We start from the raw sequence: 22,390 nt of genomic DNA on the forward strand, positions 1-22,390 counted from the left end.
TCGGGCCGTCAGCCGGTCAGCTGGACCCAGGTGTCCCAGCCGATCTTGAGCACGAAGGCCGAGAGCACCACGACGAAGAAGACGCGCACGAAGCCGCTGCCCCGCGCGACGGCGACCCGAGCGCCGAGGTAGCCGCCGATGACGTTGCAGCCGCCCATGAGCAGCCCGACCTTCCACATCACGGCGCCCTGCGGCACGAAGACCACGAGGGCGGCCAGGTTGGTGGCGAAGTTGGCGATCTTGGCCTTGGCACTGGCCTCGAGGAAGCCGTAGCCGAGGACGCTGACGAGCGCGAAGACGAAGAACGAGCCCGTGCCGGGGCCGAGCACCCCGTCGTAGCTGCCCACCGCCGCGCCGATGGCCAGCGCGGCGGCCAGGTGGCGACGCGGCCGCCGGTGCCCGAAGCGCAGCTTCTGCATCTGCCCCATCGTCGGCTTGGCCAGGGTGTAGGCGCCGACGCCCACGAGCACGGCCAGGATCAGCGGGTTGAAGGCCGCCTTGCTGATGAGGAAGGCCAGGCTCGCGCCGGCCAGGCTGCCGCCGAAGGCCGCGAGCGCCAGCGGCACGGCGGTGCGCAGGTCGGGGCGGACCCGCCGGAAGTAGGTGATCGAGCTCGTCGTGGTGCCCATGATCGAGCCGATCTTGTTGGTGGCGAGCAGCTGCACGGGGCTGGCCCCGGGCAGACCGACGAGGAGGGCGGGCAGCTGGATCAGCCCGCCTCCCCCGACGACCGCGTCCACGAAGCCCGCCGCCAGACCAGCGAGGGCGATGAAGACGAGAAGGCTCGCGTCGAGGTGCTCGACCACCGACGGGTATGCCGTCAGGCCGGGTCGGCCGGAGCCGCCCCGTCGCCCTGCTCGACGATCCCGCGCACCTCGGCGAGGACCTCGCCGGCCGCGCGCTCGACCGGGACGTCCCGGCGGGCGCCGCTGGCGCGGTCCTTGATCTCGATGGTGCCGTCGACGAGGCCCTTGCCGACCACGACGATCGTGGGCACGCCCAGCAGCTCGGCGTCCTTGAACTTCACGCCGGGGCTGACCTTGGGACGGTCGTCGTAGATCACCGAGAGGCCGGCGGCCTCGAGGTCGGCGACGAGCAGCCCGGCGGAGTCGAAGACCGCCTGGTCCTTGCCGGTGGCCACCACGTGCACGTCGGCCGGGGCGAGCGCCCGCGGCCAGCACAGGCCGAGGTCGTCGTGGGTCGCCTCGGCGACCGCGGCGACGGCCCGGGAGACGCCGACGCCGTAGGAGCCCATGGTGACCGTGACGAGCTTGCCGTTCTCGTCGAGCACCTTGAGGTCGAGGGCCTCGGCGTACTTGCGGCCGAGCTGGAAGATGTGGCCCATCTCGATGCCGCGGGCCAGCGTCAGCGGGCCACCGCCGTCGGGGCTGGGGTCGCCCTCGCGGATCTCGCCGGCCTGGATCGTGCCGTCGGCGGTGAAGTCGCGGCCGACCACCAGGTCGAAGACGTGCTTGCCGTGCTCGTCGGCGCCGGTGATCCACGCCGAGCCCTCGGCGACCGAGGGGTCGAGCAGGTAGCGGATCTTCGAGGGGCTGTCCTCGCCGAGGGCGCGCGGACCGATGTAGCCCTTGACGAGCATCGGGTAGGCCGCGAAGTCCTTCTCGTCGAAGGGCGCCCACTCGGCCGGAGACACCTGGGCCTCGAGGCGCTTGGCGTCGACCTCGCGGTCACCGGGCAGGCCGATGGCCAGCGGCTCCTTGGTGCCGTCGGGGTGCGTGAGCATGACGACGACGTTCTTGAGGGTGTCGGCGGCGGTCCACTCCCGGCCGTCGGCGCGCGGGTGCAGCGCGTTGGCCTGCGCGACCAGCGTCTCGATGGTGGGGCTGTCGGGGGTGTCCTCGACGTGCGCGGCGGGCGTCGCCGCGACCACGGCGGGGTCGACCGGCGGGGCCTGGGGCACGACGACGGCCTCGACGTTGGCGGCGTAACCGGTCGCCTCGCAGCGCACGAAGGTGTCCTCGCCGACGGGGCTGACGGCGAGGAACTCCTCGCTCGCCGAGCCGCCCATCGCGCCGGAGTCGGCGTGCACGATGACGTAGTCGAAGCCGAGCCGGTCGAAGATCCGCACGTAGGCGGCGCGGTGACGCTGGTAGGCCGCCTCGAGCCCGGCGTCGTCGACGTCGAAGGAGTAGGAGTCCTTCATGATGAACTCCCGGCCGCGCAGCAGCCCGGCGCGCGGACGCGCCTCGTCGCGGTACTTCGTCTGGATCTGGTAGAGCGTCAGCGGCAGCTCCTTGTAGGAGCTGAACATGTCCTTGACCGCGAGGGTGAACATCTCCTCGTGCGTCGGGCCGAGGAGCATGTCGACGCCCTTGCGGTCCTGCAGGCGGAAGAGGTTGTCGCCGTACTCGGTCCACCGGTTGGTGGCCTCGTAGGGCTCCCGCGGCAGCAGCGCGGGGAAGCTCAGCTCCTGGCCGCCGATGGCGTCCATCTCCTCGCGCACGATCGTCTCGACCTTGCGCAGCACCTTCAGGCCCAGCGGCAGCCAGGTGTAGACGCCGGGGGCGGCGCGGCGGATGTAGCCCGCGCGCACGAGCAGCTTGTGCCCCGGCAGCTCGGCGTCGGCCGGGTCCTCGCGCAGGGTCCGCAGGAACAGGGTCGACATGCGCATGGCCACGTGGAGCACTCCTCGAGTCGGGCAGGTGGAGGCCGGGTATGCCGCGGCTGCGGCGTCCCCGGCCGGTGTCGGACGGACCGTCAGAGCCTACCGGGCGGCGGCGAGCTCCTCGACGCCTTTCAGGAGCCGGTCGACCTCCTCGGTCGTGGTGTAGGGCGCCATGCCGACGCGCACGCCGCCGGTGGCCCCGAGGCCGAGCCGGTGGCTGAGCTCCCAGGCGTAGAAGTGGCTGGCGGGGGCGTTGACCCGGAGCCCGGCGAGATGGCGGTGGACCGCGGAGGGCTCCACGCCCTCGAGCGTGAAGAGCAGGGTGGGGGTCCGGCGGGCGGCGCGGGAGTGCACGATCACGCCGTCGATCGCGCGCAGACCGGCCTCGGCGCGGTCGCGCAGGGCGTCCTCGTGGCGCTCGAGCGCGGCGAAGGAGGCCGCGAGCCGCTCGCGACGGGACAAGCTCCCGGGCTCGGGACGCCCCTCGGCGCCCTCGCCCAGCCAGGCCAGGCCGGCGAGGAAGTCGACTGCGGCCGTCGTGCCGGCCAGCAGCTCGTAGGGCAGGGTGCCCAGCTCGAAGCGCTCCGGCACCGCGTCGGTGGACGGCAGCAGCTTGTCGGGGCGCAGCTCCTCGAGCAGGTCCGCCCGGCCCGTGGTGACCCCGATGTGGGGGCCGAGAAACTTGTAGGGCGAGCACGACAGCAGGTCGGCGCCGAGCGCCTCCCGGTCGAGGGTCTCGTGCGCCGCGAGGTGGACGGCGTCGACGTGCACCAGGGCACCGGCGGCGTGCGCGGCACCGACGATGGCGGGCAGGTCCGGCCGGGTGCCGATGAGGTTGCTCGCGCCGGTCACGGCGACGAGGCGGGTGCGGTCGGAGAGCACCTCCTGGACCGCCTCGAGCGACAGCTCGCCGGTCGAGGGGTCCATCTCGGCCCAGCGCACCGTGGCGCCGACGGCCTCGGCCGCGATCACCCACGGCCGGATGTTGCCGTCGTGGTCGAGGGAGGTGACGACGACCTCGTCGCCGGGCCCCCAGCCGTGGCAGCGGGCCAGCGTGCGGGCGAGGTCCATGGTGTTGGCGGTCATGCTGCGCCCGAAGATGACGGTGCCCGGGTCGACGCCGAGGAGGTCGCCCATGGCCGCCCGTGCCTCGAGCACGGTGCGCTCCGCCTGCAGCTCGGCCTCGGTCACCGTGCCGCGGTTGGCGATCGAGCTCGTCAGGGTCGAGGCCACGGCCTCGGCCACGACGTCCGGGGTCTGGGAGCCACCGGGGCCGTCGAAGTGGGCGGTGCCGGTGCGGAGCGCCGGGAAGTGCTCCCGGACGGCGGACACGTCATACGTCATGGGCACAAGGTAGCCACCGCCTCCCGGACGCATCGCGCGGGGTGGCCGGTCCTACCCTTGCCGTCATGACCCCTCCCCCCGCCTCCCCGGCACCGCACGGGACCGAGGGCCGCGCGTGAGCACCGGGACGGCGCCCACGGGCACCGTCGACCCGGCGCTGCGCACGCGCGCCAACCTCCTGCTCGTCCTCACCTCCGCGATCTGGGGCTTCGGCTTCGTCGCCCAGCGCCTCGGTGCCGACCACATGGGGGCGATGAGCTTCAACGCCGCCCGTTTCGCGATCGGCTCGTTGTCGCTGCTGCCCCTCATCTGGTGGTTCGCGCGGCGACGGGCCGCGACGCCGCTCGTGGTGCCCGAGCCCCCGGCGGGCGAGATCTACGACGAGACGCCGCCCGCGGCCGGCCTGGGGCGCTCCCCCTTCCTGCCCGGGCTGGCCGCCGGTGGCGTGCTCTTCGCGGCCGCGGGGCTGCAGCAGGCGGGGCTGGCCACCACGACGGCGGGCAAGGCCGGTTTCATTACCGGCCTCTACATCGTGCTCGTCCCCGTGCTGGGGCTGCTGGTCGGGCACCGGGCCTCGCGAGCGGTGTGGGTCGGCCTCGCCCTGGCCGTGCCCGGGCTCTACCTGCTGAGCATGACCGAGGACCTGACGATCGCCCCCGGCGACCTGCTCGTGCTGGCCGGGGCGGTCTTCTGGGCGGTGCACATCCTCGTCATCGACCACTTCGTGCGGACCGTCGACGCCCTGCGCCTCTCGGCCGCGCAGTTCGCGGCGTGCGCCCTGCTGTCGGGTGGCCTGGCCCTGGTCGTCGAGGAGCGCCCGTTCGCCGGCCTCGGGGCCGCGGTCGGGGCCGTGCTCTACGGCGGCCTCTTCGCCGTCGGCGTCGCCTACACCCTGCAGGTCGTCGCCCAGCGCCACGCCAAGGCCTCCCACGCGGCCCTGCTCCTCAGCCTCGAGGCGGTCTTCGGCGCGCTCGGCGGGTGGCTGCTGCTCGACGAGGTCATGAGCCCGCGCATGCTCCTCGGCTGCGCCCTCGTCATGACCGGCATCGTCGTGTCGCTGCGTGGGTCGGAGCCGGCGGCCCCGGTCGGTCCGGACTGACCAGGATCCTGGGCCGCCCAGGACGACGAGCCAGGCCGAGGAAACGCCCGGGAACGACGAGCGGGGCGGGTGGACCGTCCGGTCCACACGCCCCGTCGTCATCGGGTCTGGTCCGTGTCAGCGGGCCTCGTGGTGGTCGTGGTCGTGGTCGTGACCACCGCCTGCACCTCCGGCCGCACCGGGCTTGAAGGTGCCGGCCTCGCCCGCCGGGGCGGGGATCCGGAAGTTGCCCGGGACCTTGACGCCCTTGACCCCGTTGACCTCCTCGGTGGACGCCGAGTAGCGCAGCACCGCGAAGGCGATGGCGTCGGCGTTCACGTCGAGGGCGTGGTGGTCGAGGTTGTCCATGGTGTCGCAGTCCGCGTGGTAGCACGGGTCGTACCAGTCGCCGGCGGTGCCGCCCCAGACGGTCGCCTGCAGCGGCGTCTTGACGCCCTCGGCACCGGTGAAGAGACCACCGGAGGCGATGCCGTTGGCGATGAACGCCTGGTAGTCGCTGCGACCGCTGAAGGCCGAGTCGTCGTAGGGCTCGCCCACCAGCGTGTAGAAGGACTCGAAGGTGTCCTCGACGTGAGTCGACCCCGCGGGGACCACGACCGGCGCGTCGAACGTCGACTCGTCCGCGTCGTAGACGCCGAGGTAGTAGTTCGGCGACCCGATCATGTCGAAGTTGAGGTAGAGCGCGATCTCGTCGAGCTCCTCCTGGCTGCGCTGCTCGACCCACGCGGTCGAGCCGATCAGGCCGAGCTCCTCGGCGCCCCACCAGGCGAAGCGCACGGTGTTGTGCGGACGCGTCTTGCCCATCTGCTGGGCGACCTCGAGGAGGCCGGCGGAGCCGCTGCCGTTGTCGTTGATGCCCGGGCCGGCCGGGACCGAGTCGAGGTGAGCACCGGCCATGACGACGTTGTCGTCCCGCACGCCGGCGAGCTCGCCGATGACGTTGTAGGAGGTCACCTCGTCGAACTGGACCGTGACCGTCGCCGTGGCGCCGGGCTGGGCCAGGGCCTCACCGGCGGCGAACGTGGTGCCGACCACCGGGATGCTGGCCTCGAAGGGCAGCAGCGTCGGGTTGACCGGACCGAACCGGTCGTCGTTCTCGACGGTGTTGCCCTGGTTGAAGAGCACGACCGCCTCGGCACCGGCCGCCTGGGCGAGCTCGGCCTTGAGCCCGAACGCGCAGAAGCCGCGCTGCATCAGGGCGATGTCGTTGGGCCCCGAGAAGTCGAGGCCGACGAAGTCGGAGGCCTCGCAGCCGCTGTCGTTCGCCCGGTCGGTCGCGGTGTCGAGGTTGATGTCCACCGGGATGACGTTGCCGGTCACGTCGCCCTCACCGGTGCCCTCGGCGTCGTAGGCGATGTAGCTGGCGCTGACCGGACTGAGCTGCTCCAGGCGGACATCGGCGGCGTCGTAGGTGAAGGGGACGACCTCGGCAGTCCACCCGGCGCCCTCGAGCACGTCGACGACGTAGTCGACGCTGGCGAGGTAGCCCGGCGTCTGGTCGGCCCGCGTGCCGTCGTGGGCGTCCGCGATGGCCTGGAAGGCCTCCAGGTGCTCCAGGACGCCCTCGACCCGGACGCACTCCAGCAGCTTGTCGTAGGTGTTGTTGCTCCTCTTGTCACATCCCTGCTGCGACGGTGCCGCCCCCGACGGCGCCGCGACCAGGGTGGACCCGACCAGGGCCCCTGCTGCGGCCACTCCCAGGGTGCGCCTGCTCCACATGGATCTTGTCATCGAACTTCCTTGTCCTCAGGGGGGAGAACTCGGCCAGACGGCCGGTTCGCCCTGCAACCTAACCCTGCGATGGTCAAGATGTGTTCAAGATCACACCAAGAAATGGTCAAGAAAGAACGCGCCGGACCGCCCGCCCGCGCGGGAGCGGGCGGGCGGTCCGACGCGTCTCAGTCGCGCTCGAGGCCGAGGTAGGCCGCGACGATGCCCTCGTCGGCGAGCAGCTCGTCGGCCGGTCCGGAGCGGACCACCTCGCCGCTGCTCAGGACGTAGCCGTGGTCCGCGGCGCGAAGCGCGCGGCGGGCGTTCTGCTCCACGAGCAGCACGCTCGTGCCGCCGGCACGGATGTCCTCGATGACCTTGAAGACCTCGTCGACGACCTTGGGGGCCAGGCCCATGGACGGCTCGTCGAGGAGCATCAGCGTGGGCTCGGCCACCAGCGCCCGGCCGATGGCCAGCATCTGCTGCTCACCGCCCGAGAGGCTGCCCGCGGGCAGCTTGCGCCGCTCCGCCAGGACCGGGAAGCGGTCGTAGACCTCGCCTGTACGGGCCCCGGAGGTGTGCCAGGCTCCCAGCTGGAGGTTCTCCTCGATGGTCATCGTGGCCAGGATCTGGCGACCCTCGGGCACCTGCACCAGGCCGGCGGAGACCAGCTTGTGGGCCGGCGTGCGCGTGACGTCCCGTCCGTCGAAGGTGATCCGCCCGCCGGAGGGCCGGACCACCCCGCTGACGGCGTTGATGATCGAGCTCTTGCCGGCGCCGTTGGCCCCGACCAGCGTCACGAGCCCGCCGCGCGGGACGGTGAAGCTGACGCCGCGCACCGCGTGCACCCGCCCGTAGGAGACGGTCAGGTCCTCGACCGTCAGGATCGGATCGCTCATCGCGCCTCCTCCGTCGTGCTGCCGGGCGTGGCCTCGTCGCCGCCGAGGTAGGCCTCGACCACGGCCGGGTTGGCGATCACCTCGTCGGGCGTGCCGGTGGCGATCACCTGGCCGAAGTTGAGCACCACGATGCGGTCGCAGGTCTTCATGACCATGCCGACGTTGTGCTCGATGAGCAGGATCGTCAGGCCCTCCGCCGCCAGCGAGCCGATGAGCTCGGACAGCGCGTCCGCCTCCACGTGGTTCATGCCGGCTGCGGGCTCGTCGAGCACGAGCAGCGACGGCTCGGCCGCGAGCGCGCGGGCGATCTCCAGGCGGCGCTGGTCGCCGTAGGACAGCGAGCCGGCGTCCTCCGACGCCCGGTCGCCCAGCCCCACGCGGGCCAGGCAGCGGGCGGCGTGCGCGGCCGCGCGGGCCTCGTCACGCCGGGCCCCGGGGAGCCAGAGCAGCCGCCGCAGGAAGGTCGGCCGGCTCACGACGTGCGCCCCGACCAGCACGTTCTCCAGCGCGGAGAGCCGCGGGAAGAGCTTGGAGTGCTGGAAGGTCCGGCTCACGCCGGCCTGCGCCACCTTGTGGACCGGCGTGCGCCCGGGCGTCGTGCCGAGCACCTCGAAGGTGCCCGACGACGGCGGGACCAGGCCGCTGATCATGTTGACCAGCGTGGTCTTGCCCGCGCCGTTGGGACCGATGAGACCCACGACCTCGCCCGCCGCGACGGTCAGGTCGACGCCCCGCACGGCGTGCACGCCGCCGTAGTCCTTGGTGCCGCCGCTCACGCGGACGATCGTCTCGCCCGGTGCCGGCAGCGTGCGGCCCGACTCGGAGGCAGACAGGTGGACGTCGGTCTCCCCCGCGGGGACCCGCAGCCGCCGCCGGGGCAGCAGCGAGGCGAGACCACCGGGCAGGAAGATGATGACCACGAGCAGCAGGGCGCTGGAGATGAACGGCCGGATCCAGCCCGCCTCGACCCCGACGGCGCGCAGCACCTCGGGGACCGAGGTCATGAAGGCGCCGCCCAGGAGCGGACCGACCCAGACCGTGGACCCGCCCACGACCGCCATGACGAGACCGTCGATCGCGGTGCTGAAGGCGAAGTCCTCGGGGGCCAGCAGCCGGACGTAGTAGGCCCACAGCACGCCGTAGAGGCCGGCCACCGCGCCCGCGGTGACGAAGGCCGACAGCCGGTGCCGACCGACGTCGACACCCATCGCCCGGGCCGCCAGCTCGTCCTCGCGGATGGCGGCGAGGGCGCGGCCGTAGGAGCTCGGCCCCTGGCGCCAGAACCAGTAGGTGACCAGCGCCAGGCAGAGCCAGGCCATCCAGGGGGTGACGATCTTGGGCACCGACATGCCGTTGGCGCCGCCGGTCCACTCCGCGTTGATGAGCAGGATGCGGACCGCCTCGGCAAAACCGAGGGTCGCGATCGCCAGGAAGACGCCGCGCAGGTGCATCGTCGGCAGACCCAGCACGACGGCGGCGAGGGCACCGACGACCATGCCGATGACGATCGCGATCACCAGGGCCGGCACGTCGCCGATGTCGGACGGGGCGGGCGCGAGCGCGGCGGCGGTGAAGCCACCCAGGGCGCCGAAGCCCGCCTGGCCCAGGCTGAGCTGCCCGGCGACGAGGACGGCGTAGAAGGAGTAGGCGAAGATCGCGTTGAGCGCGATGAAGACGAGGACGGACTCGCTCATCACACCTCCCTCACGCGCTTGCTGCCGAACAGCCCCTGCGGGCGCACGATGAGCAGCAGGAAGAGCAGGCCGAAGGCGACCAGGTCGCGCCAGCTCGAGCCGACGTACTGCACCGCGAAGACCTCGGCCAGCCCCAGGAGGAGGCCGCCGACGAGCGCACCCGGCAGCGACCCCATACCCCCGACGATGATGACCGCCAGGCCCTTGAGCTCGATGGCGCTGCCCATGCCCAGCTGGGCCGAGTTGACGTTCATCGCGAAGAGGGCGCCGGCGACCGCGCCGAGGGCGGAGGACAGGGCGAAGGTGGTCGCGGTGACGCGGTCGACGTTGAGCCCGAGGACCGTGGCGGCCCGCGGGTTCTCCGCGACCGCGCGCATGGCGCGGCCGAGCGGGCTGCGCCCGACCAGCCAGGTCAGCCCGGCCATGAGCACGATCGAGATCGCCAGGATCGCGACCTGGAGCAGCGTCACGCGGGCCGAGCCGATCTCGAAGGCCGTGCTCGGGAAGGCGTCGGCCGGGAAGCGGCGGGTGTCCGGGCCGTAGCGCCACAGCAGCAGCGCCACGACCATCCCGCCGAGCCCGATCGAGCCGATGAGCCCCGCGAAGTGGGCGTCGGGTCTGCCCTTGAGCGGGCGGAAGGCCACCCGCTCGATGACCAGGCCCAGGACGGCGCCGAAGAGGGCGACGAGCGGGAGCGCCACCCAGATCGACAGCCCGCCGACGGCGACCAGCTCGATCCCGACGAACGCCGCGGCCGCGAAGACGGCCGGGTGCGCCAGGTTGAGCCGGTCGAGGATGCCGAAGACGAGCGTGAACCCGATCGCGAAGAGCGCGTAGATCGACCCCAGGAAGAGGCCGTTCAGCAGCTGCTGCATGTCAGTTCAGCGGCGTGAAGGTGCCGCCCTCGACGACCTGCACCACGGCGGGGTGCTCGGAGTCGCGGTCGGCGTTGATCGACAGGGTGCCCAGGACGGTCTCGAGGTCGGTCAGGCCGGCCAGGCCCTCCTTGATCGCGTCGCGCTCGCCCGAGCAGCCCGAGCGGACCGCCGCGTCGATCGCGGCCAGACCGACGTAGGCCTGCGCGGCGAACTGGTCGGGCTTGGACCCGAACTTCTCCTCGAAGTCGGCCAGGAAGGCCGTGTTGAGCTCGCCCTCGGAGGCGGAGTTCCAGGCCGCGCCGACGACGACGCCCTCGGCCGCCTCGCCGGCGTCCGCCATGAGCTTGGGGTTGTTGAAGCCGTTGCCGCCGATGATCGGCACGTCGATGCCGAGCTCGCGGGCCTGGGTCACCAGCGGGATGGCGGCCTCGATGAGACCGGACACCACGATCGCGTCGGGCTGGTCGCCCTTGGCCTCGGTGAGCAGCGCGCGGAAGTCGGTGTCGGCCTTGGAGAAGGTCAGGGTGTCGAGCACCTCGACGCCCTGCTCCTCGAGCGCGGAGGCGAACACCTTGTAGCCGGACTCGGTGAAGGCGTCGTCGTTGGAGTACATGACGACGACCTTCTCCAGGCCGTACTCGGCCTTGGCGACCTCGACGGTCTGCGGGATGACCTGGGCCTCGGTGAGGGACACGCGGAAGATGTAGTCGCCCTGGGCGGTGATGCCGTCGGCGGTGTTGGAGATGGCCACGACCGGCACGCCCGCCTCCTGGGCGATCGGCTGGGCCTGGAAGGCGCCGTTGGACAGGGTGGGGCCGATGATGGCGCTGCGGTCCTCGCTGAGCTGCTCGAAGACGGTGATGCCCTGGCGCGGGTCGGTGGCGTCGTCCTCGATCTTGAGGTCGTACTCCACGCCGCCCTTCTCGGTCAGCTGCTCGAGGGCCAGCTCGAGGCCCTTCTTCTGGGACTCGCCGTAGGACGCCGCGGCGCCGGTGAGCGAGACGACGGCGCCGACGGGGACGGGGGTCTCGATGACGCAGGAGTCGCCGCTGCCGGACCCGACCAGCTCGCCCTCCCCCCCGGCGTCGCCGCTGCCGCTGTCGCCGCAGGCGGTGAGGATCAGGGCCAGGGTGCCCGTCAGGGCCAGGGTCTTGACGGAGGTCTTCATGGTGCTTCTCTTTCGGTCGGGTTCGGTCGGGTTCGGTGGAGCTGGGGGTGCGTCCGGGGACGGTCCCGGGCGCACGGAAGGTCAGGAGGTGGGCAGCGCCCCCGGAGCGGGGGTATGCCGTGCTGCCGCCGGCGGCACGTGGTCGGGGCCGAGGTCGGCGATCCGGGAGACACCGAGCAGCCGCAGGGTGCGGTGGACCTGCGAGACGAGGATCTCCAGGGCGCGGGCGACGCCCGGCTCGCCACCGGCCATGAGGCCGTAGAGGTAGGCACGGCCGACCATGACGGCGTCGGCGCCGCGGGCGCGGGCCGCGACGATGTCGCCGCCGTGCATGACGCCCCCGTCGATGAGCAGCGGCACGTCGGGGCCGACCGCGGCGCGGACCTCGGGCAGCAGGTCGAGCGGGGCGACGGCCCGGTCGAGCTGGCGCCCGCCGTGGTTGGAGAGGACGAGCCCGTCCATGCCGAGGGCGACGAGGTCGGCGGCGTCCTGCGGGTGCTGGACGCCCTTGACGACGATGCGGCCGGGCCACTCCTCGCGCAGCCACGCGAGGTCGTCCGTGGTCATGGACGGGTCGAACATCCGGTCCACGAGGTCGGCGACGGTGCCGCCGGAGGTGCGCAGCGAGGCGAACTCGATGGGCTCGCTGGTGAGCATGTCGACCCACCACCGGGGGTGGAGCGCCATACCTCCCAGGGTGCGGGCGGTGAGCGCCGGCGGGATGGTCAGGCCGTTGCGCACGTCGCGCAGCCGCTGGCCGGCGACGGCCGTGTCGACCGTGAGCACGAGGGTGCCGAAGCCCGCGGCGGCGGCCCGGCGGATCAGCGCGCGGGAGGCCTCGCGGTCCTGCCAGAGGTAGAGCTGGAACCAGCGCTGCACGTCGGGGACGTCGGCGGCCAGGTCCTCGACGGAGACGGTGCCCATCGTCGAGAGCGTGTAGGGCACCCCGGCGGCCGCGGCGGCACGGGCCACCGCCCACTCCCCCTGGGTGTGCATCATCCGGGTGAAGCCGGTCGGGGCCAGGACGAGCGGGACCGGGCTGGAGACCCCGAGCAGCTCGACGCGGGCGTCGACGTGCTTGACGTCGCGCAGCACCCGGGGGCGGAACTCCACGTCGGCGAAGGCCTGGCGCGCTCGGGCCAGGGACCGCTCGCCCTCGGCGGCCCCGTCGACGTAGTCGAAGACCGCGCGGGGCGTGCGCCGGCGCGCGAGCACCCGCAGGTCCTCGACGGTCTGGGCGCGCCGCAGGGCGGCGGCCGTCCGCGCGAGGGACGGCGGCTCCACCCGGACGAGCGGACGGAGCTCGGACCATGTCGGGACCCGGCGACGCAAGGGAGACACGAGAGCACTCCTCGGGAGGCGCTGGATGATTATGCGCGGGCGCGGATGGCCACACGTCCCTGGCAGGGTACCTCTCACAGATTCCCGCTCGGGTGTCGGCTCCGGGCGCGTCGCCAGGATGTGGTGGAGTGAGCCCCATGACGACCTCCGCCCGACCTGCCGAGCCGGACCCCTACGCGTGGCTGGAGGAGGTCGACTCCCCGGCCGCGCTGGAGTGGGTCGGCACCCGGAGCTCGGCGTCCGAGAGCCGTCTGCGGGACGTGCCCGGCCACGCGCAGCGCCACGCGGCGATCCGCGAGGCGCTCGAGGCCCCCGACCGGATCCCGCTGGTCAGCCAGGCGGGCGAGCACCTCTACGGCTTCTGGACGGACGCCGAGCACCCGCGAGGGGTATGGCGTCGCACCACCTGGGACTCCTACCGCGCCGAGGAGACGGAGTGGGAGGTGCTCGTCGACGTCGACGCCCTCGCCCGCGATGAGAACGTGCCGTGGGTGTGGCAGGGCGCCGCGCTGCTGCGGCCGACCTACGACCGGGCCCTGGTCCATCTCTCCCGCGGTGGTGCCGATGCCGGCACGACCCGCGAGCTCGACCTGACCACCGGCCGCTGGGTGGCCGCCCCCGAGGGGTTCGTCAAGGGCGAGGCCAAGGGCCGGCTGACCTGGCGCGACCGCGACCACGTCTACCTCGTCACGGCCGACGACCCGACCGGCGCCACCCGCTCCGGCTACCCCCGCACCGCGCGGCTGTGGCGGCGCGGCACGCCCGTGGCGGAGGCGCAGGCGATCCACACGATCGAGGAGACCGACCTGGGCCTCTTCGTCGAGCACGACCAGCACACCGGGCGGACCGTGCTGCGACGTGCGATCACCTTCTGGACCGAGGAGACGCTCGTCCTGACCGACGACGGTCTGCGACCGCTCCCGCTGCCGCCGAGCGCCGAGGCCTCGGTCCACGACACGCGCGTGGCCGTGCGGCTGCGCGACCCCTGGACCGCGCCCGGACCGGACGGCGGGGACACGTCGTGGCCCGCGGGCAGCCTGCTCGTGACGTCCCTGGACGACCTGCTCGCCGGACGGGCCCGATGGACCTCCGTGTTCGTCCCCGACGAACGCTCGGCGCTGGTCGACCTCACCTGGACCGCCTCCCACCTGGTGACGACCGCGCTCGTGGACGTCCGGCACACCGTCCAGGTCCACTCCCCCGCACCCGACGGCGCGTGGCGCACCGACGACCTGACCGACCGCCTCGACGTCGGCCTGCGCACCGTGAGCGTGAGCGCCGTCGACCGCCACGACAGCGACGACCTCTGGCTGGTCACGACCGGCTTCCTGGAGCCGATGGCGCTGTCGGTCGCCCACCTCGGCGGCGGGGTGACGCTGGAGCCGCTGCGCTCGGCGCCGCCGCGCTTCGACGCCTCGGGGCTGGAGGTCACCCAGCACTGGGCAACCTCCCAGGACGGCACCCGGGTGCCCTATTGGCAGGTCGGCCCGGCCGACCTCCCCCTGGACAGCACCACGCCCACCGTCCTCCACGGCTACGGCGGCTTCGAGCACGCGCTCACCCCGGCCTACGACCCGATCGTCGGGCGGGCCTGGCTCGCCGCGGGGCACGTGCACGTCGTCGCGGGGATCCGCGGCGGCGGGGAGTTCGGGCCGCGCTGGCACCAGGCGGCGCTGGGCCCGGAGCGGCACCGCGCCTACGAGGACTTCGTGGCGGTCGCGCGCGACCTGGTCGCCCGCGGGGTCACCTCCGTGCCGCGGCTCGGCTGCACCGGTCGCTCCAACGGCGGGCTGCTCGTGGGCAACATGCTGACCGGCTACCCAGAGGACTTCGGGGCGGTGGTCTGCCAGGTCCCGCTGCTCGACATGCAGCGCTACCACCTGCTGCTCGCCGGCGCGTCGTGGATGGCCGAGTACGGCGACCCGGACGACCCGGAGCAGTGGGAGTGGTTGCGCACCTACTCGCCCTACCACCGGTTCGACCCCGCCCGACCGACCCCGCCGGTCTACCTGGCGACGTCCACGCGCGACGACCGCGTCCATCCCGGTCACGCCCGCAAGATGGCGGCGCTGCTGGAGGAGCACGGCTGCGACGTCACCTACTGGGAGAACACCGAGGGCGGCCACGGCGGCGCGAGCACGGCCGACCAGTGGGCGAGCTGGCACGCGCTGGCCTGGAGCTTCCTGCACGAGCGGCTGGCCGGCTGAGCGCCCGGGCTCAGAGCAGGACGGTCGCGAACGTCCCCGTCTGCACGAAGCCCACGCGGCGGTAGGTCGCCACGGCGGGGGCGTTGAAGTCGTTGACGTAGAGGGTGACCGTCGGGGCGACGTGCCGCAGCGTGTGCTCGACGACCGCCGCCATGGCCGGTGCCGCGATGCCGCGTCCGCGCCAGGCCGGGTGCACCCAGACCCCCTGCACCTGCGCGACGCCGAGCGCGACGGAGCCCAGGTCGGCCTTGAAGACCACCTGGCCGTCCTCGACGCGCACCAGGCAGTGGCCCCGCTCGACGAGGGTCGCGACGCCCTGCCGGTAGGCCAGCCCGCTGCCCTGGTAGGGCGGGTAGCCGATCTCCTCGGTGAACATCGCGGCCGCGGCCGGCACGACGAGGTCGAGCTCGTCGCGGCGGGCCACCCGCACGGCTGGGTCGACCGGCCGGCCGAGCGCGACCGGTGACGTGCTCATCGTCATGAGGTACTGGTTCTCGCGGATCTCCCGCGGCTCGCCCCAGTGCCGGGCCAGGCGGCCCCACAGGTCGAGGACCTGGTCGGCGGGGCCGAAGACCGAGCTCGCCCAGGCGCGGCGGCGCACCACCTTGGCAGCCAGTGCGCCGAGTGCCCGGCTGCTCGTGGCCTCCACCGGCACGACGTTGGCCGAGCACCAGCAGAGGGCACGCTCGCCGCCGCCGTCGTAGGAGAACAGCGGGCCGCGGGTGCCGGCCAGGCCGCTCTCGAGGATGCGCGCGGCGACGAAGACGTTGGTCACCGGGTCGCGCCCGCACACCTCCAGGGCGTCCTCGACGTCCTGCAGGCCGAGCGCCCGCACGGTCCCGAGGCTGCGCAGCATGGGACCAGCCTGCCCCACGCCGCACGCCACGTCGACAGCACCCCGCCGGGTCCGGGTCCGCGCCCCGCCGAGGAGCGGGGATGAGAGGCTTGCTGCAGACCACCACGTCGGTGCGAGAGAAGGTGCGAGCGAGCATGCAGCCCAAGGCCCTCACGGGGCGCGACCGCGACGAGGCCCTGCGCACGCTGCGCGAGAGCGGCACGACCCGGCCGCCCCTGGACATCCTGGTCGTCGGCGGTGGCGTCACCGGCGCCGGAGCCGCCCTCGACGCCACCACGCGGGGCCTGGCGACCGCCCTCGTGGAGGCGTCCGACTGGGGCTCCGGGACGTCCCAGTGGTCGACCAAGCTGGTCCACGGCGGCCTGCGCTACCTGCAGATGCTCGACTTCGGCCTGGTCCACGAGGCGTTGACGGAGCGCGGCCTGCTGCTGCGCTCGCTGGCCCCGCACCTGGTCAAGCCGATGCCCTTCCTCATCCCCCTCGAGCACCGCGTCTGGCAGCGGGCCTACTACGGCGCCGGGGTGACGCTCTACGACCTGCTGGCCAACGCGCTGCCGGGCCAGCGCGCCCTGCCCATCCACCAGCACGCCGGGCGTCGGGGCCTCCACCGGGAGTTCCCCGACCTGCGCGAGGGACGGGCGATCGGTGCCGTGAAGTACTGGGACGCCACGGTCGACGACGCCCGCCTCGTCTCGACCCTCGTGCGCACCGCCCACACCTACGGCGCCTCGGTCGCGAGCCGGACCCGGGCGGTCGGGCTGCTGCGCGAGGGCGACCGCATCGTCGGCGCGCGGCTGCGTGACGAGGAGACCGGGGAGGTCTTCGAGGCCCGGGCCAACCAGGTCGTCTCCTGTGCCGGCGTGTGGACCGAGGAGGTCGGTGGCCTCACCGGCGACCCGAGCTGCCTGCGGGTGATGGCCTCCAAGGGCATCCACCTCGTCGTCCCGCGCGACCGCATCCGCGGCACGAGCGGTCTCTTCCTGCAGACCGAGCGCTCGGTCCTCTTCTTCATCCCGTGGGCGCGCTACTGGATCATCGGCACCACCGACACCCCCTGGCGCCTCGACCGCGGGCACCCCGTCGCCACCGCCACCGACATCGACTACGTGCTGGAGCACGCCAACTCCGTGCTCACCACCCACCTCACCCGCGACGACGTCGTGGGCTGGTACGCCGGCCTGCGCCCGCTGCTCCAGCCGGGCGTCGAGGGCGACACCGACTCGGCCAAGGTCAGCCGCGAGCACACCGTGGTCTCCCCGCTCCCCGGCCTGACGGTGGTCGGGGGCGGCAAGCTGACGACATACCGGGTGATGGCCAAGGACGCCGTCGACCTGTCCCTGGGCGACCGGGCGTCGGAGCTGCCGTCGATCACCCACCAGATCCCGCTGCTCGGTGCCGTCGGGGAGGCCGCGATGCGGCGCCGGATGCCCGCCCTGCGCGACCGCTTCGGCTGGTCCGAGCAGATCACCGACCACCTGCTGCACCGCTACGGCTCGCTGGTCGAGCAGCTGCTCGACCTCATCGTCGAGGACCCCTCCTTGGCGCGCCCTCTCGAGCACGCACCGGCCTACCTGCGGGTCGAGATCGCCTACGCGTGCATCAGCGAGGGCGTGCTCCACCTCGAGGACGTCATGATGCGCCGCACCCGGCTCTACTACGAGGAGCCGCGCAAGGGTCTGGCCGCCGTGCCGGAGATCGCCGAGATCGCCGTGCAGTGGCTCGGCTGGAACGAGGCGCGAGAGGCCGGGGAGGTCGAGGCCTACGAGCGGCGCGTGCTCGCCGACGAGGCGGCCGCGCGGGAGACCACCGACGAGGCGGCGGTCGCGGCCCGCGACCGCGTGCTGCAGGGGGTGCGCCGGTGAGCGACCGCGACAGCTGCGTCCTGGCGATCGACCAGGGCACCACGAGCACCCGGGCCATCGTCTTCGACCGCGAGGGCGCGATCCTCTCGGTCGGGCAGAAGGAGCACCGTCAGCTGCTCCCCCGCGCAGGCTGGGTCGAGCACGACGCGAGCGAGATCTGGGCCAGCACCCGCGAGGTGATCGGCACGGCCCTCGGCAAGGCCGACCGCACCGGCGCGGACATCGCGGCCATCGGGATCACGAACCAGCGCGAGACCACCGTGGTGTGGGACCGCAGGACCGGGAAGCCTGTGCACGACGCGATCGTCTGGCAGGACACCCGCACCACCGGACTGGTCTCCGAGCTGGGCGGCGAAGAGGGGGCGGACCGGTTCAAGGACGTCTGCGGCCTGCCGCTGGCAACCTACTTCTCCGGGCCCAAGGTGCGCTGGATCCTCGACCACGTCGACGGGGCCCGCGAGCGGGCGGAGGCCGGTGAGCTGCTCTTCGGCACGATGGACAGCTGGCTGGTGTGGAACCTCACCGGCGGACCGCGCGGCGGCGTGCACGTCACCGACGTCACCAACGCCTCGCGCACCATGCTCATGGACCTGCAGACCCTGGACTGGTCGTCCGAGGTGGCCGACGCCATGGGCGTGCCGCTGGCGATGCTGCCGGAGATCCGGTCCTCCTCGGAGGTCTACGGCACCAGCACCAAGCTCGGGGCCCCGATCGCCGGGATCCTCGGCGACCAGCAGGCGGCGATGGTCGGCCAGGCCTGCTTCGAGCCCGGGATGTCCAAGAACACCTACGGCACCGGCAACTTCCTGCTGCTCAACACCGGCACCGACATCGTGCGCAGCGAGCACGGCCTGCTCACGACCGTCTGCTACCAGCTCGGCGACCAGGACGCCGTCTACGCCCTCGAGGGATCGATCGCGGTGACCGGCTCGCTGGTCCAGTGGCTGCGCGACAACCTCGGGATCATCCGCGACGCGGCCGAGATCGAGAAGCTCGCCACGAAGGTGGACGACAACGGCGGCTGCTACATCGTCCCGGCCTTCTCGGGGCTCTTCGCCCCGCACTGGCGCGACGACGCCCGCGGCGCCATCGTCGGGCTCACCCGCTTCGTCGACCGCCACCACATCGCCCGCGCCGCGCTGGAAGCCACGGCCTACCAGACCCGCGAGGTCATGGAGGCGATGGACGCCGACGCCGAGGTGCCCGCGCGCGAGCTGAGGGTCGACGGCGGCATGGTCGCCAACGACACCCTCATGCAGTTCCAGGCCGACATCCTCGGCATCGACGTGGTGCGTCCGCAGATCGCCGAGACGACCGCGCTGGGCGCGGCCTACGCCGCCGGCCTCGCGGTCGGCTTCTGGAAGAACCAGGACGAGCTGGTCCGGCAGTGGAGCGAGGCCCACCGGTGGAGCCCGCGCATGGACGAGGCCGAGCGGGAGCGCCTCTTCCGGCAGTGGCGCAAGGCGGTGACCCGGACGTTCGACTGGGTCGACGAGGACACCGAGACGGCCGAGCCCTAGCTCAGTCCGGCTCGTCCCCGAACCACTGCGGGTCCTCGGGGTCGGGCACGACGAGCTCGGGGCGGGAGAGGTCGCTGTTGTCGACGATCCAGGTCGGCTGCCACAGGCGGGCCTGCTGCTGGTAGAGCCGCTGGGCGCCGACGTAGCGCTCGTTGGCCGGGTGCTCCGGGTCGTGGTCGCCAGGGACCCGCGAGCTCGGGAAGCGCGCGTTGCCACGCGGGACGGTGACGCGCAGCGGCGCGGTCACGAGGCAGGTGGCGTCCCACTCCCCACGCAGCTCGGGCCGCCGCAGGAAGACGCCCTCGACGACGAGCAGCGCGTCCTCGTCGGGCTCGAGCGGGTCGGGGTGCACGACCTGGTCGGTGCGGACGTCGTGGACCGCCGGGACGATCTCGAGGCCGGCGCGGAAGGGGTGGGTCACGGCCCGCCGCAGCGCGTCGTAGTCGAAGGCGTCCTCGTAGCAGGTCTGCGCGGTGCGCCCGCGGGCGTAGCGCCGCTCGCGGGGGTGGTGGAAGCCGTCCACCGAGACGCTGAGCACCTGACGGCCGGCCACGTGCGGCGCCAGCGCGACGAGCTCCCCCACCAGCCGGGTCTTGCCCACCCCGTCAGGGCCGTCGACCGCGACGATCGCCCGCTGGCCGGGGTTGGTGGCGCACATCATCGCCAGCAGGTCGACGAGGACCAGCTGGCGGACGGGGAGGAACCCGGGCGACGTCATACGCCCAGGGTATGCAGTGGGGAGGACTGCTCCGAGCCACGAGGGTTCAGTCGGTCCGCTCGGCCAGGACGACGACGGACTGCGCCTCGTCCTCGAGGTCGGCGTGCTCGGCCACCAGCTCACCACCGGCCTTGAGGTACTCGAACACCACCAGCGCCTGGCCCGCGTACTCCGCGGCCTGCTCACCGGTGATCTCGAACGTCACCTCGACCGTGCCCGAGGCCGACTCCGGAACGAACGTCGCCGACGCCACGATCCCGGTCGCCGAGCCATCAGCCACCACACGCACCTGACCATCCAGGGTGTACTCCACCCCCGGCGTCAGGTCCTCGTAGGCCACCGTGTCCACCAGCGTCCCACCGGTGAACGGCACGACCTTGCCCTCCGAACCCGGCACCGACACCGTCGTGGCGATGCGCGGGTCCAGCTCCGGCTCCGGCTCGCTGACGGCGCAGGGCAGGTTGCCCATGAAGGTGTGGTGGTGCAGCTCGCCCGCACCGCGGCTGGTGAAGCTGCCGCCGGCGAAGATCTGCCCGTTGTGCGTGACGTTCGAGTCGAAGGTCACGTCGGAGTTGGGGACGTATCCCCCGAAGTTGTCCCGCTTGATGATCTTGCCCGCGACCTCGCTGTAGTCGAGGTAGTTCGGCTGGCTGGAGCTGAACCCGGAGGGGAACACCATCCCGCCGTCGCTCCGGACCTGGACGCGGGTCGCGAGCTCGGACCCGTACAGGCTGGAGAGGCAGGAGTTGGTCTGCTGCACCGGCTGGTCGAGGCAGCCGAAGTAGGCGGCGACCGGGCCGAGCTTGGTCTTCACGTTCCCCTCGGGCGTGGGGTTCGTGGACAGCTTCAAGGCCTCGAGGTCGAGGTTGCCCTGCTCGGAGCTGCCGTAGCTGTTGCTGACGCGGAGCCAGTCGCCGCGCGGGCCGCCCTTTCAGGCCATCCACGCTCGCAAGCTTGGCGATCGCGCCGGACACGCCGGGGGCCCCCTCCATGGCCGGCATTCGTCACCGCGATGTTGCCGATCCCGACGAAGGACCGGCCAGGATGCGGACGGGGGTCGCCGTCGATCGTCGGGATGGCGCAGTCCCCCACCCCTGCCACCTTGTGGACCAGGGGGTAGTTCGACGAGGTCGCGGCGATCGAGCCGAATGCGGCTATCGACCCCTCGATCTCGTTGTTGCCGAGCGTCGCATTTCCCTTGGCGACGATCGAGAACCCGTTGTTGGTGGCGAAGGGGTTGATGGTGGTGGTCTCCGCAGATGCAGAACCAGCTGCGGTCAGACCGCTCGCGACCAGCAACGCCGTCGTGGCGGAGGCCAGCATCTTCTTGATTCGTCCCGGTTTCGGGCGCGACAAATCGGGGGCATGAATTCTCTCCTAGAAATTCAGAGGAGTCCGTCACGGGACTCGTTCTCCCACGCGCCGGTTGCGGCGCGCAGACCTCTGCACGCAGACTCGTGCTCCACGACTCTACTGGAAGGTAACTCTCCACTTGCACGCCGGGTCGACGCGGCCTGCCGGGCAGGCGGCACGCATCATCACGCGGGATGATGTCGATCAGGAACGGAGATGGATCAGGCCCGGCGGGCCGACCACTCCATGTAGATACCGTTGTCCAGCAGCCGTGCCCAGGACGGTGCCGGCTTCTGCTGGAAGCCGAAGCTGCGGTAGAGGCTCTGCGCGCGCACGTTGTCCTCACCCACGTCGAGCCAGACGGTGGAGACCTGCGGCCGGGCCAGCGCCTGCTCGAGGAGCTGGCGCATGAGAAGGCGGCCCAGACCCTGACCACGACCCTCGCTCGCGACGACCATCCTCCGGACCTCCACCGCGGCCGTGGTGTCCTGCTGCTGCAGGCCGGCGAGGATGCCGAAGGCCAGCACGTGGTCGAGCCGGTCGACGAGCACCCAGTGCTCCATGTCAGGGTCCTCGAGCACGCGCCGGTGCCAGTCGGCACCGCCCTCCCCCAACCAGTGGCTGGTGTCGGCGGCCGTCTCGATGCGCACGACGGCGTCGAGGTCGCTTGGTCGCGTCGGCCGCACGTAGGTGCCGACGACCACCCGGTCCCGGCGCGCGGGTCTCCGGCCGTGCGGGTTGCCGGAGACGCGCGGGCTCGAGACGACGAGCACCTCAAGCGTTTCGTCGCCGTCGTTGCGCAGCTGGTGGCGGGTGCGTGGCGCGACCTCCAGGCCGGACCCGGACGGGACCGGAACCGACGTCGACCCGAGCAGCATCGTGGCCTCGCCGGCGAGCACGAAGAAGAACTGCCGCACCCGGTCGTGGGCGTGCGCCCGGCTGCTCGTGCCGGGCGGGAGGACCTCCTGGGTCACCGAGAGGTCGTTGCGGTCCAGCAGGTGGAAGGCCTCGCACACGTCGTCCCAGGTGGTACGGCGCGCCGTCTCACGACTGATCGGCCCGTCTGCCATGGGGTGACGCTACCGCAGCCCGGCCAGGGTGCGTCCGGCGGTCCC

Annotated in this window: 18 protein-coding genes; 4 read left to right on the top strand and 14 right to left on the bottom strand. The window is 72.6% G+C overall.

Features of this window, described 5'->3' with window-relative positions:
* Nucleotides 1-8: 8 nt before the first annotated feature.
* The 3 genes from FB476_RS10480 to FB476_RS10490 all read right to left on the bottom strand — a co-directional run bounded on the left by FB476_RS10480 (nt 9) and on the right by FB476_RS10490 (nt 3,970).
* Nucleotides 9-806: a TSUP family transporter gene (locus FB476_RS10480; protein WP_141818704.1), complete on the bottom strand. Its 798-nt coding sequence runs from the start codon at nt 804-806 to the stop codon at nt 9-11.
* A 14-nt stretch (nt 807-820) separates the two neighbouring features.
* Nucleotides 821-2,632 (bottom strand): proline--tRNA ligase, encoded by a 1,812-nt coding sequence (locus FB476_RS10485; protein WP_141820180.1) that lies wholly within the window; start codon nt 2,630-2,632, stop codon nt 821-823.
* Between the two features lie 93 nt (nt 2,633-2,725).
* Entirely contained in the window at nt 2,726-3,970 is a 1,245-nt protein-coding gene (locus tag FB476_RS10490; protein WP_141818705.1) for a cysteine desulfurase-like protein, read from the bottom strand.
* A 115-nt stretch (nt 3,971-4,085) separates the two neighbouring features.
* On the opposite strand from FB476_RS10490, the gene FB476_RS10495 reads away from it, so the two are divergent.
* Nucleotides 4,086-5,069: a DMT family transporter gene (locus FB476_RS10495; RefSeq protein WP_238329661.1), complete on the top strand. Its 984-nt coding sequence runs from the start codon at nt 4,086-4,088 to the stop codon at nt 5,067-5,069.
* 117 nt (nt 5,070-5,186) lie between these two features.
* Here FB476_RS10495 and FB476_RS10500 read toward each other — a convergent pair whose 3' ends face one another.
* The 6 genes from FB476_RS10500 to FB476_RS10525 all read right to left on the bottom strand — a co-directional run bounded on the left by FB476_RS10500 (nt 5,187) and on the right by FB476_RS10525 (nt 12,702).
* Nucleotides 5,187-6,800, bottom strand: a complete 1,614-nt coding sequence (locus FB476_RS10500) for a M20/M25/M40 family metallo-hydrolase (protein ID WP_141818706.1) — start codon at nt 6,798-6,800, stop codon at nt 5,187-5,189.
* Nucleotides 6,801-6,967: 167 nt separating this feature from the next.
* The gene (locus FB476_RS10505) at nt 6,968-7,678 is read right to left on the bottom strand and encodes an ABC transporter ATP-binding protein (protein ID WP_141818707.1); all 711 of its coding nucleotides are present in this window, start codon (nt 7,676-7,678) and stop codon (nt 6,968-6,970) included.
* On the bottom strand, nt 7,675-9,372 hold the full coding sequence (locus tag FB476_RS10510) for a branched-chain amino acid ABC transporter ATP-binding protein/permease (RefSeq protein ID WP_238329662.1): 1,698 nt from the start codon (nt 9,370-9,372) through the stop codon (nt 7,675-7,677). The genes FB476_RS10505 and FB476_RS10510 overlap by 4 nt, the downstream gene beginning before the upstream one ends.
* Nucleotides 9,372-10,247 (bottom strand): branched-chain amino acid ABC transporter permease, encoded by an 876-nt coding sequence (locus FB476_RS10515; RefSeq protein WP_141818709.1) that lies wholly within the window; start codon nt 10,245-10,247, stop codon nt 9,372-9,374. The genes FB476_RS10510 and FB476_RS10515 overlap by 1 nt, the downstream gene beginning before the upstream one ends.
* A 1-nt stretch (nt 10,248) precedes the next feature.
* The gene (locus tag FB476_RS10520) at nt 10,249-11,418 is read right to left on the bottom strand and encodes an ABC transporter substrate-binding protein (protein WP_141818710.1); all 1,170 of its coding nucleotides are present in this window, start codon (nt 11,416-11,418) and stop codon (nt 10,249-10,251) included.
* An 81-nt stretch (nt 11,419-11,499) separates the two neighbouring features.
* The gene (locus FB476_RS10525; protein ID WP_238329663.1) at nt 11,500-12,702 is read right to left on the bottom strand and encodes an alpha-hydroxy acid oxidase; all 1,203 of its coding nucleotides are present in this window, start codon (nt 12,700-12,702) and stop codon (nt 11,500-11,502) included.
* A gap of 194 nt (nt 12,703-12,896) precedes the next feature.
* Here FB476_RS10525 and FB476_RS10530 point away from each other — a divergent pair, with 194 nt between their 5' ends.
* On the top strand, nt 12,897-14,966 hold the full coding sequence (locus FB476_RS10530; protein ID WP_141818711.1) for a prolyl oligopeptidase family serine peptidase: 2,070 nt from the start codon (nt 12,897-12,899) through the stop codon (nt 14,964-14,966).
* Between the two features lie 10 nt (nt 14,967-14,976).
* Here FB476_RS10530 and FB476_RS10535 read toward each other — a convergent pair whose 3' ends face one another.
* Complete coding sequence (locus FB476_RS10535) at nt 14,977-15,822, bottom strand: GNAT family N-acetyltransferase (RefSeq protein WP_141818712.1); 846 nt, start codon at nt 15,820-15,822, stop codon at nt 14,977-14,979.
* A 134-nt stretch (nt 15,823-15,956) separates the two neighbouring features.
* Here FB476_RS10535 and FB476_RS10540 point away from each other — a divergent pair, with 134 nt between their 5' ends.
* On the top strand, nt 15,957-17,684 hold the full coding sequence (locus tag FB476_RS10540) for a glycerol-3-phosphate dehydrogenase/oxidase (protein WP_141820183.1): 1,728 nt from the start codon (nt 15,957-15,959) through the stop codon (nt 17,682-17,684).
* Complete coding sequence (glpK, locus tag FB476_RS10545) at nt 17,681-19,204, top strand: glycerol kinase GlpK (protein WP_141818713.1); 1,524 nt, start codon at nt 17,681-17,683, stop codon at nt 19,202-19,204. Before FB476_RS10540 ends, glpK begins: the two co-directional genes overlap by 4 nt.
* Before the next feature lies 1 nt (nt 19,205).
* On the opposite strand, the gene FB476_RS10550 is transcribed toward glpK, so the two are convergent.
* From FB476_RS10550 to FB476_RS10560, 4 genes are all read right to left on the bottom strand, one after another.
* On the bottom strand, nt 19,206-19,922 hold the full coding sequence (locus FB476_RS10550) for a nucleoside/nucleotide kinase family protein (RefSeq protein WP_238329664.1): 717 nt from the start codon (nt 19,920-19,922) through the stop codon (nt 19,206-19,208).
* 46 nt (nt 19,923-19,968) lie between these two features.
* The gene (locus FB476_RS10555; protein WP_202876959.1) at nt 19,969-20,772 is read right to left on the bottom strand and encodes a VaFE repeat-containing surface-anchored protein; all 804 of its coding nucleotides are present in this window, start codon (nt 20,770-20,772) and stop codon (nt 19,969-19,971) included.
* Nucleotides 20,769-21,245 (bottom strand): collagen-binding domain-containing protein, encoded by a 477-nt coding sequence (locus FB476_RS16485; protein WP_170233597.1) that lies wholly within the window; start codon nt 21,243-21,245, stop codon nt 20,769-20,771. Before FB476_RS16485 ends, FB476_RS10555 begins: the two co-directional genes overlap by 4 nt.
* 251 nt (nt 21,246-21,496) lie before the next feature.
* Nucleotides 21,497-22,345 carry a GNAT family N-acetyltransferase gene (locus FB476_RS10560; protein WP_141818715.1) on the bottom strand — a complete coding sequence of 283 codons (849 nt, stop codon included), beginning with the start codon at nt 22,343-22,345 and terminating at the stop codon, nt 21,497-21,499.
* Between the last annotated feature and the right edge of the window lie 45 nt (nt 22,346-22,390).

This window comes from Ornithinimicrobium humiphilum, assembly GCF_006716885.1.
Lineage (GTDB): Bacteria > Actinomycetota > Actinomycetes > Actinomycetales > Dermatophilaceae > Ornithinicoccus > Ornithinicoccus humiphilus.

Coding starts and splice junctions, on each gene's coding strand:
- FB476_RS10485 (WP_141820180.1), bottom strand. CDS start 2,632: ATGCGCATGTCGACCCTGTTCCTGCGGACCCTGCGCGAGGACCCGGCC.
- FB476_RS10490 (WP_141818705.1), bottom strand. CDS start 3,970: ATGACGTATGACGTGTCCGCCGTCCGGGAGCACTTCCCGGCGCTCCGC.
- FB476_RS10500 (WP_141818706.1), bottom strand. CDS start 6,800: ATGACAAGATCCATGTGGAGCAGGCGCACCCTGGGAGTGGCCGCAGCA.
- FB476_RS10505 (WP_141818707.1), bottom strand. CDS start 7,678: ATGAGCGATCCGATCCTGACGGTCGAGGACCTGACCGTCTCCTACGGG.
- FB476_RS10510 (WP_238329662.1), bottom strand. CDS start 9,372: ATGAGCGAGTCCGTCCTCGTCTTCATCGCGCTCAACGCGATCTTCGCC.
- FB476_RS10515 (WP_141818709.1), bottom strand. CDS start 10,247: ATGCAGCAGCTGCTGAACGGCCTCTTCCTGGGGTCGATCTACGCGCTC.
- FB476_RS10520 (WP_141818710.1), bottom strand. CDS start 11,418: ATGAAGACCTCCGTCAAGACCCTGGCCCTGACGGGCACCCTGGCCCTG.
- FB476_RS10530 (WP_141818711.1), top strand. CDS start 12,897: ATGACGACCTCCGCCCGACCTGCCGAGCCGGACCCCTACGCGTGGCTG.
- FB476_RS10535 (WP_141818712.1), bottom strand. CDS start 15,822: ATGCTGCGCAGCCTCGGGACCGTGCGGGCGCTCGGCCTGCAGGACGTC.
- FB476_RS10540 (WP_141820183.1), top strand. CDS start 15,957: ATGCAGCCCAAGGCCCTCACGGGGCGCGACCGCGACGAGGCCCTGCGC.
- FB476_RS10550 (WP_238329664.1), bottom strand. CDS start 19,922: ATGACGTCGCCCGGGTTCCTCCCCGTCCGCCAGCTGGTCCTCGTCGAC.
- FB476_RS16485 (WP_170233597.1), bottom strand. CDS start 21,245: ATGCTGGCCTCCGCCACGACGGCGTTGCTGGTCGCGAGCGGTCTGACC.
- FB476_RS10560 (WP_141818715.1), bottom strand. CDS start 22,345: ATGGCAGACGGGCCGATCAGTCGTGAGACGGCGCGCCGTACCACCTGG.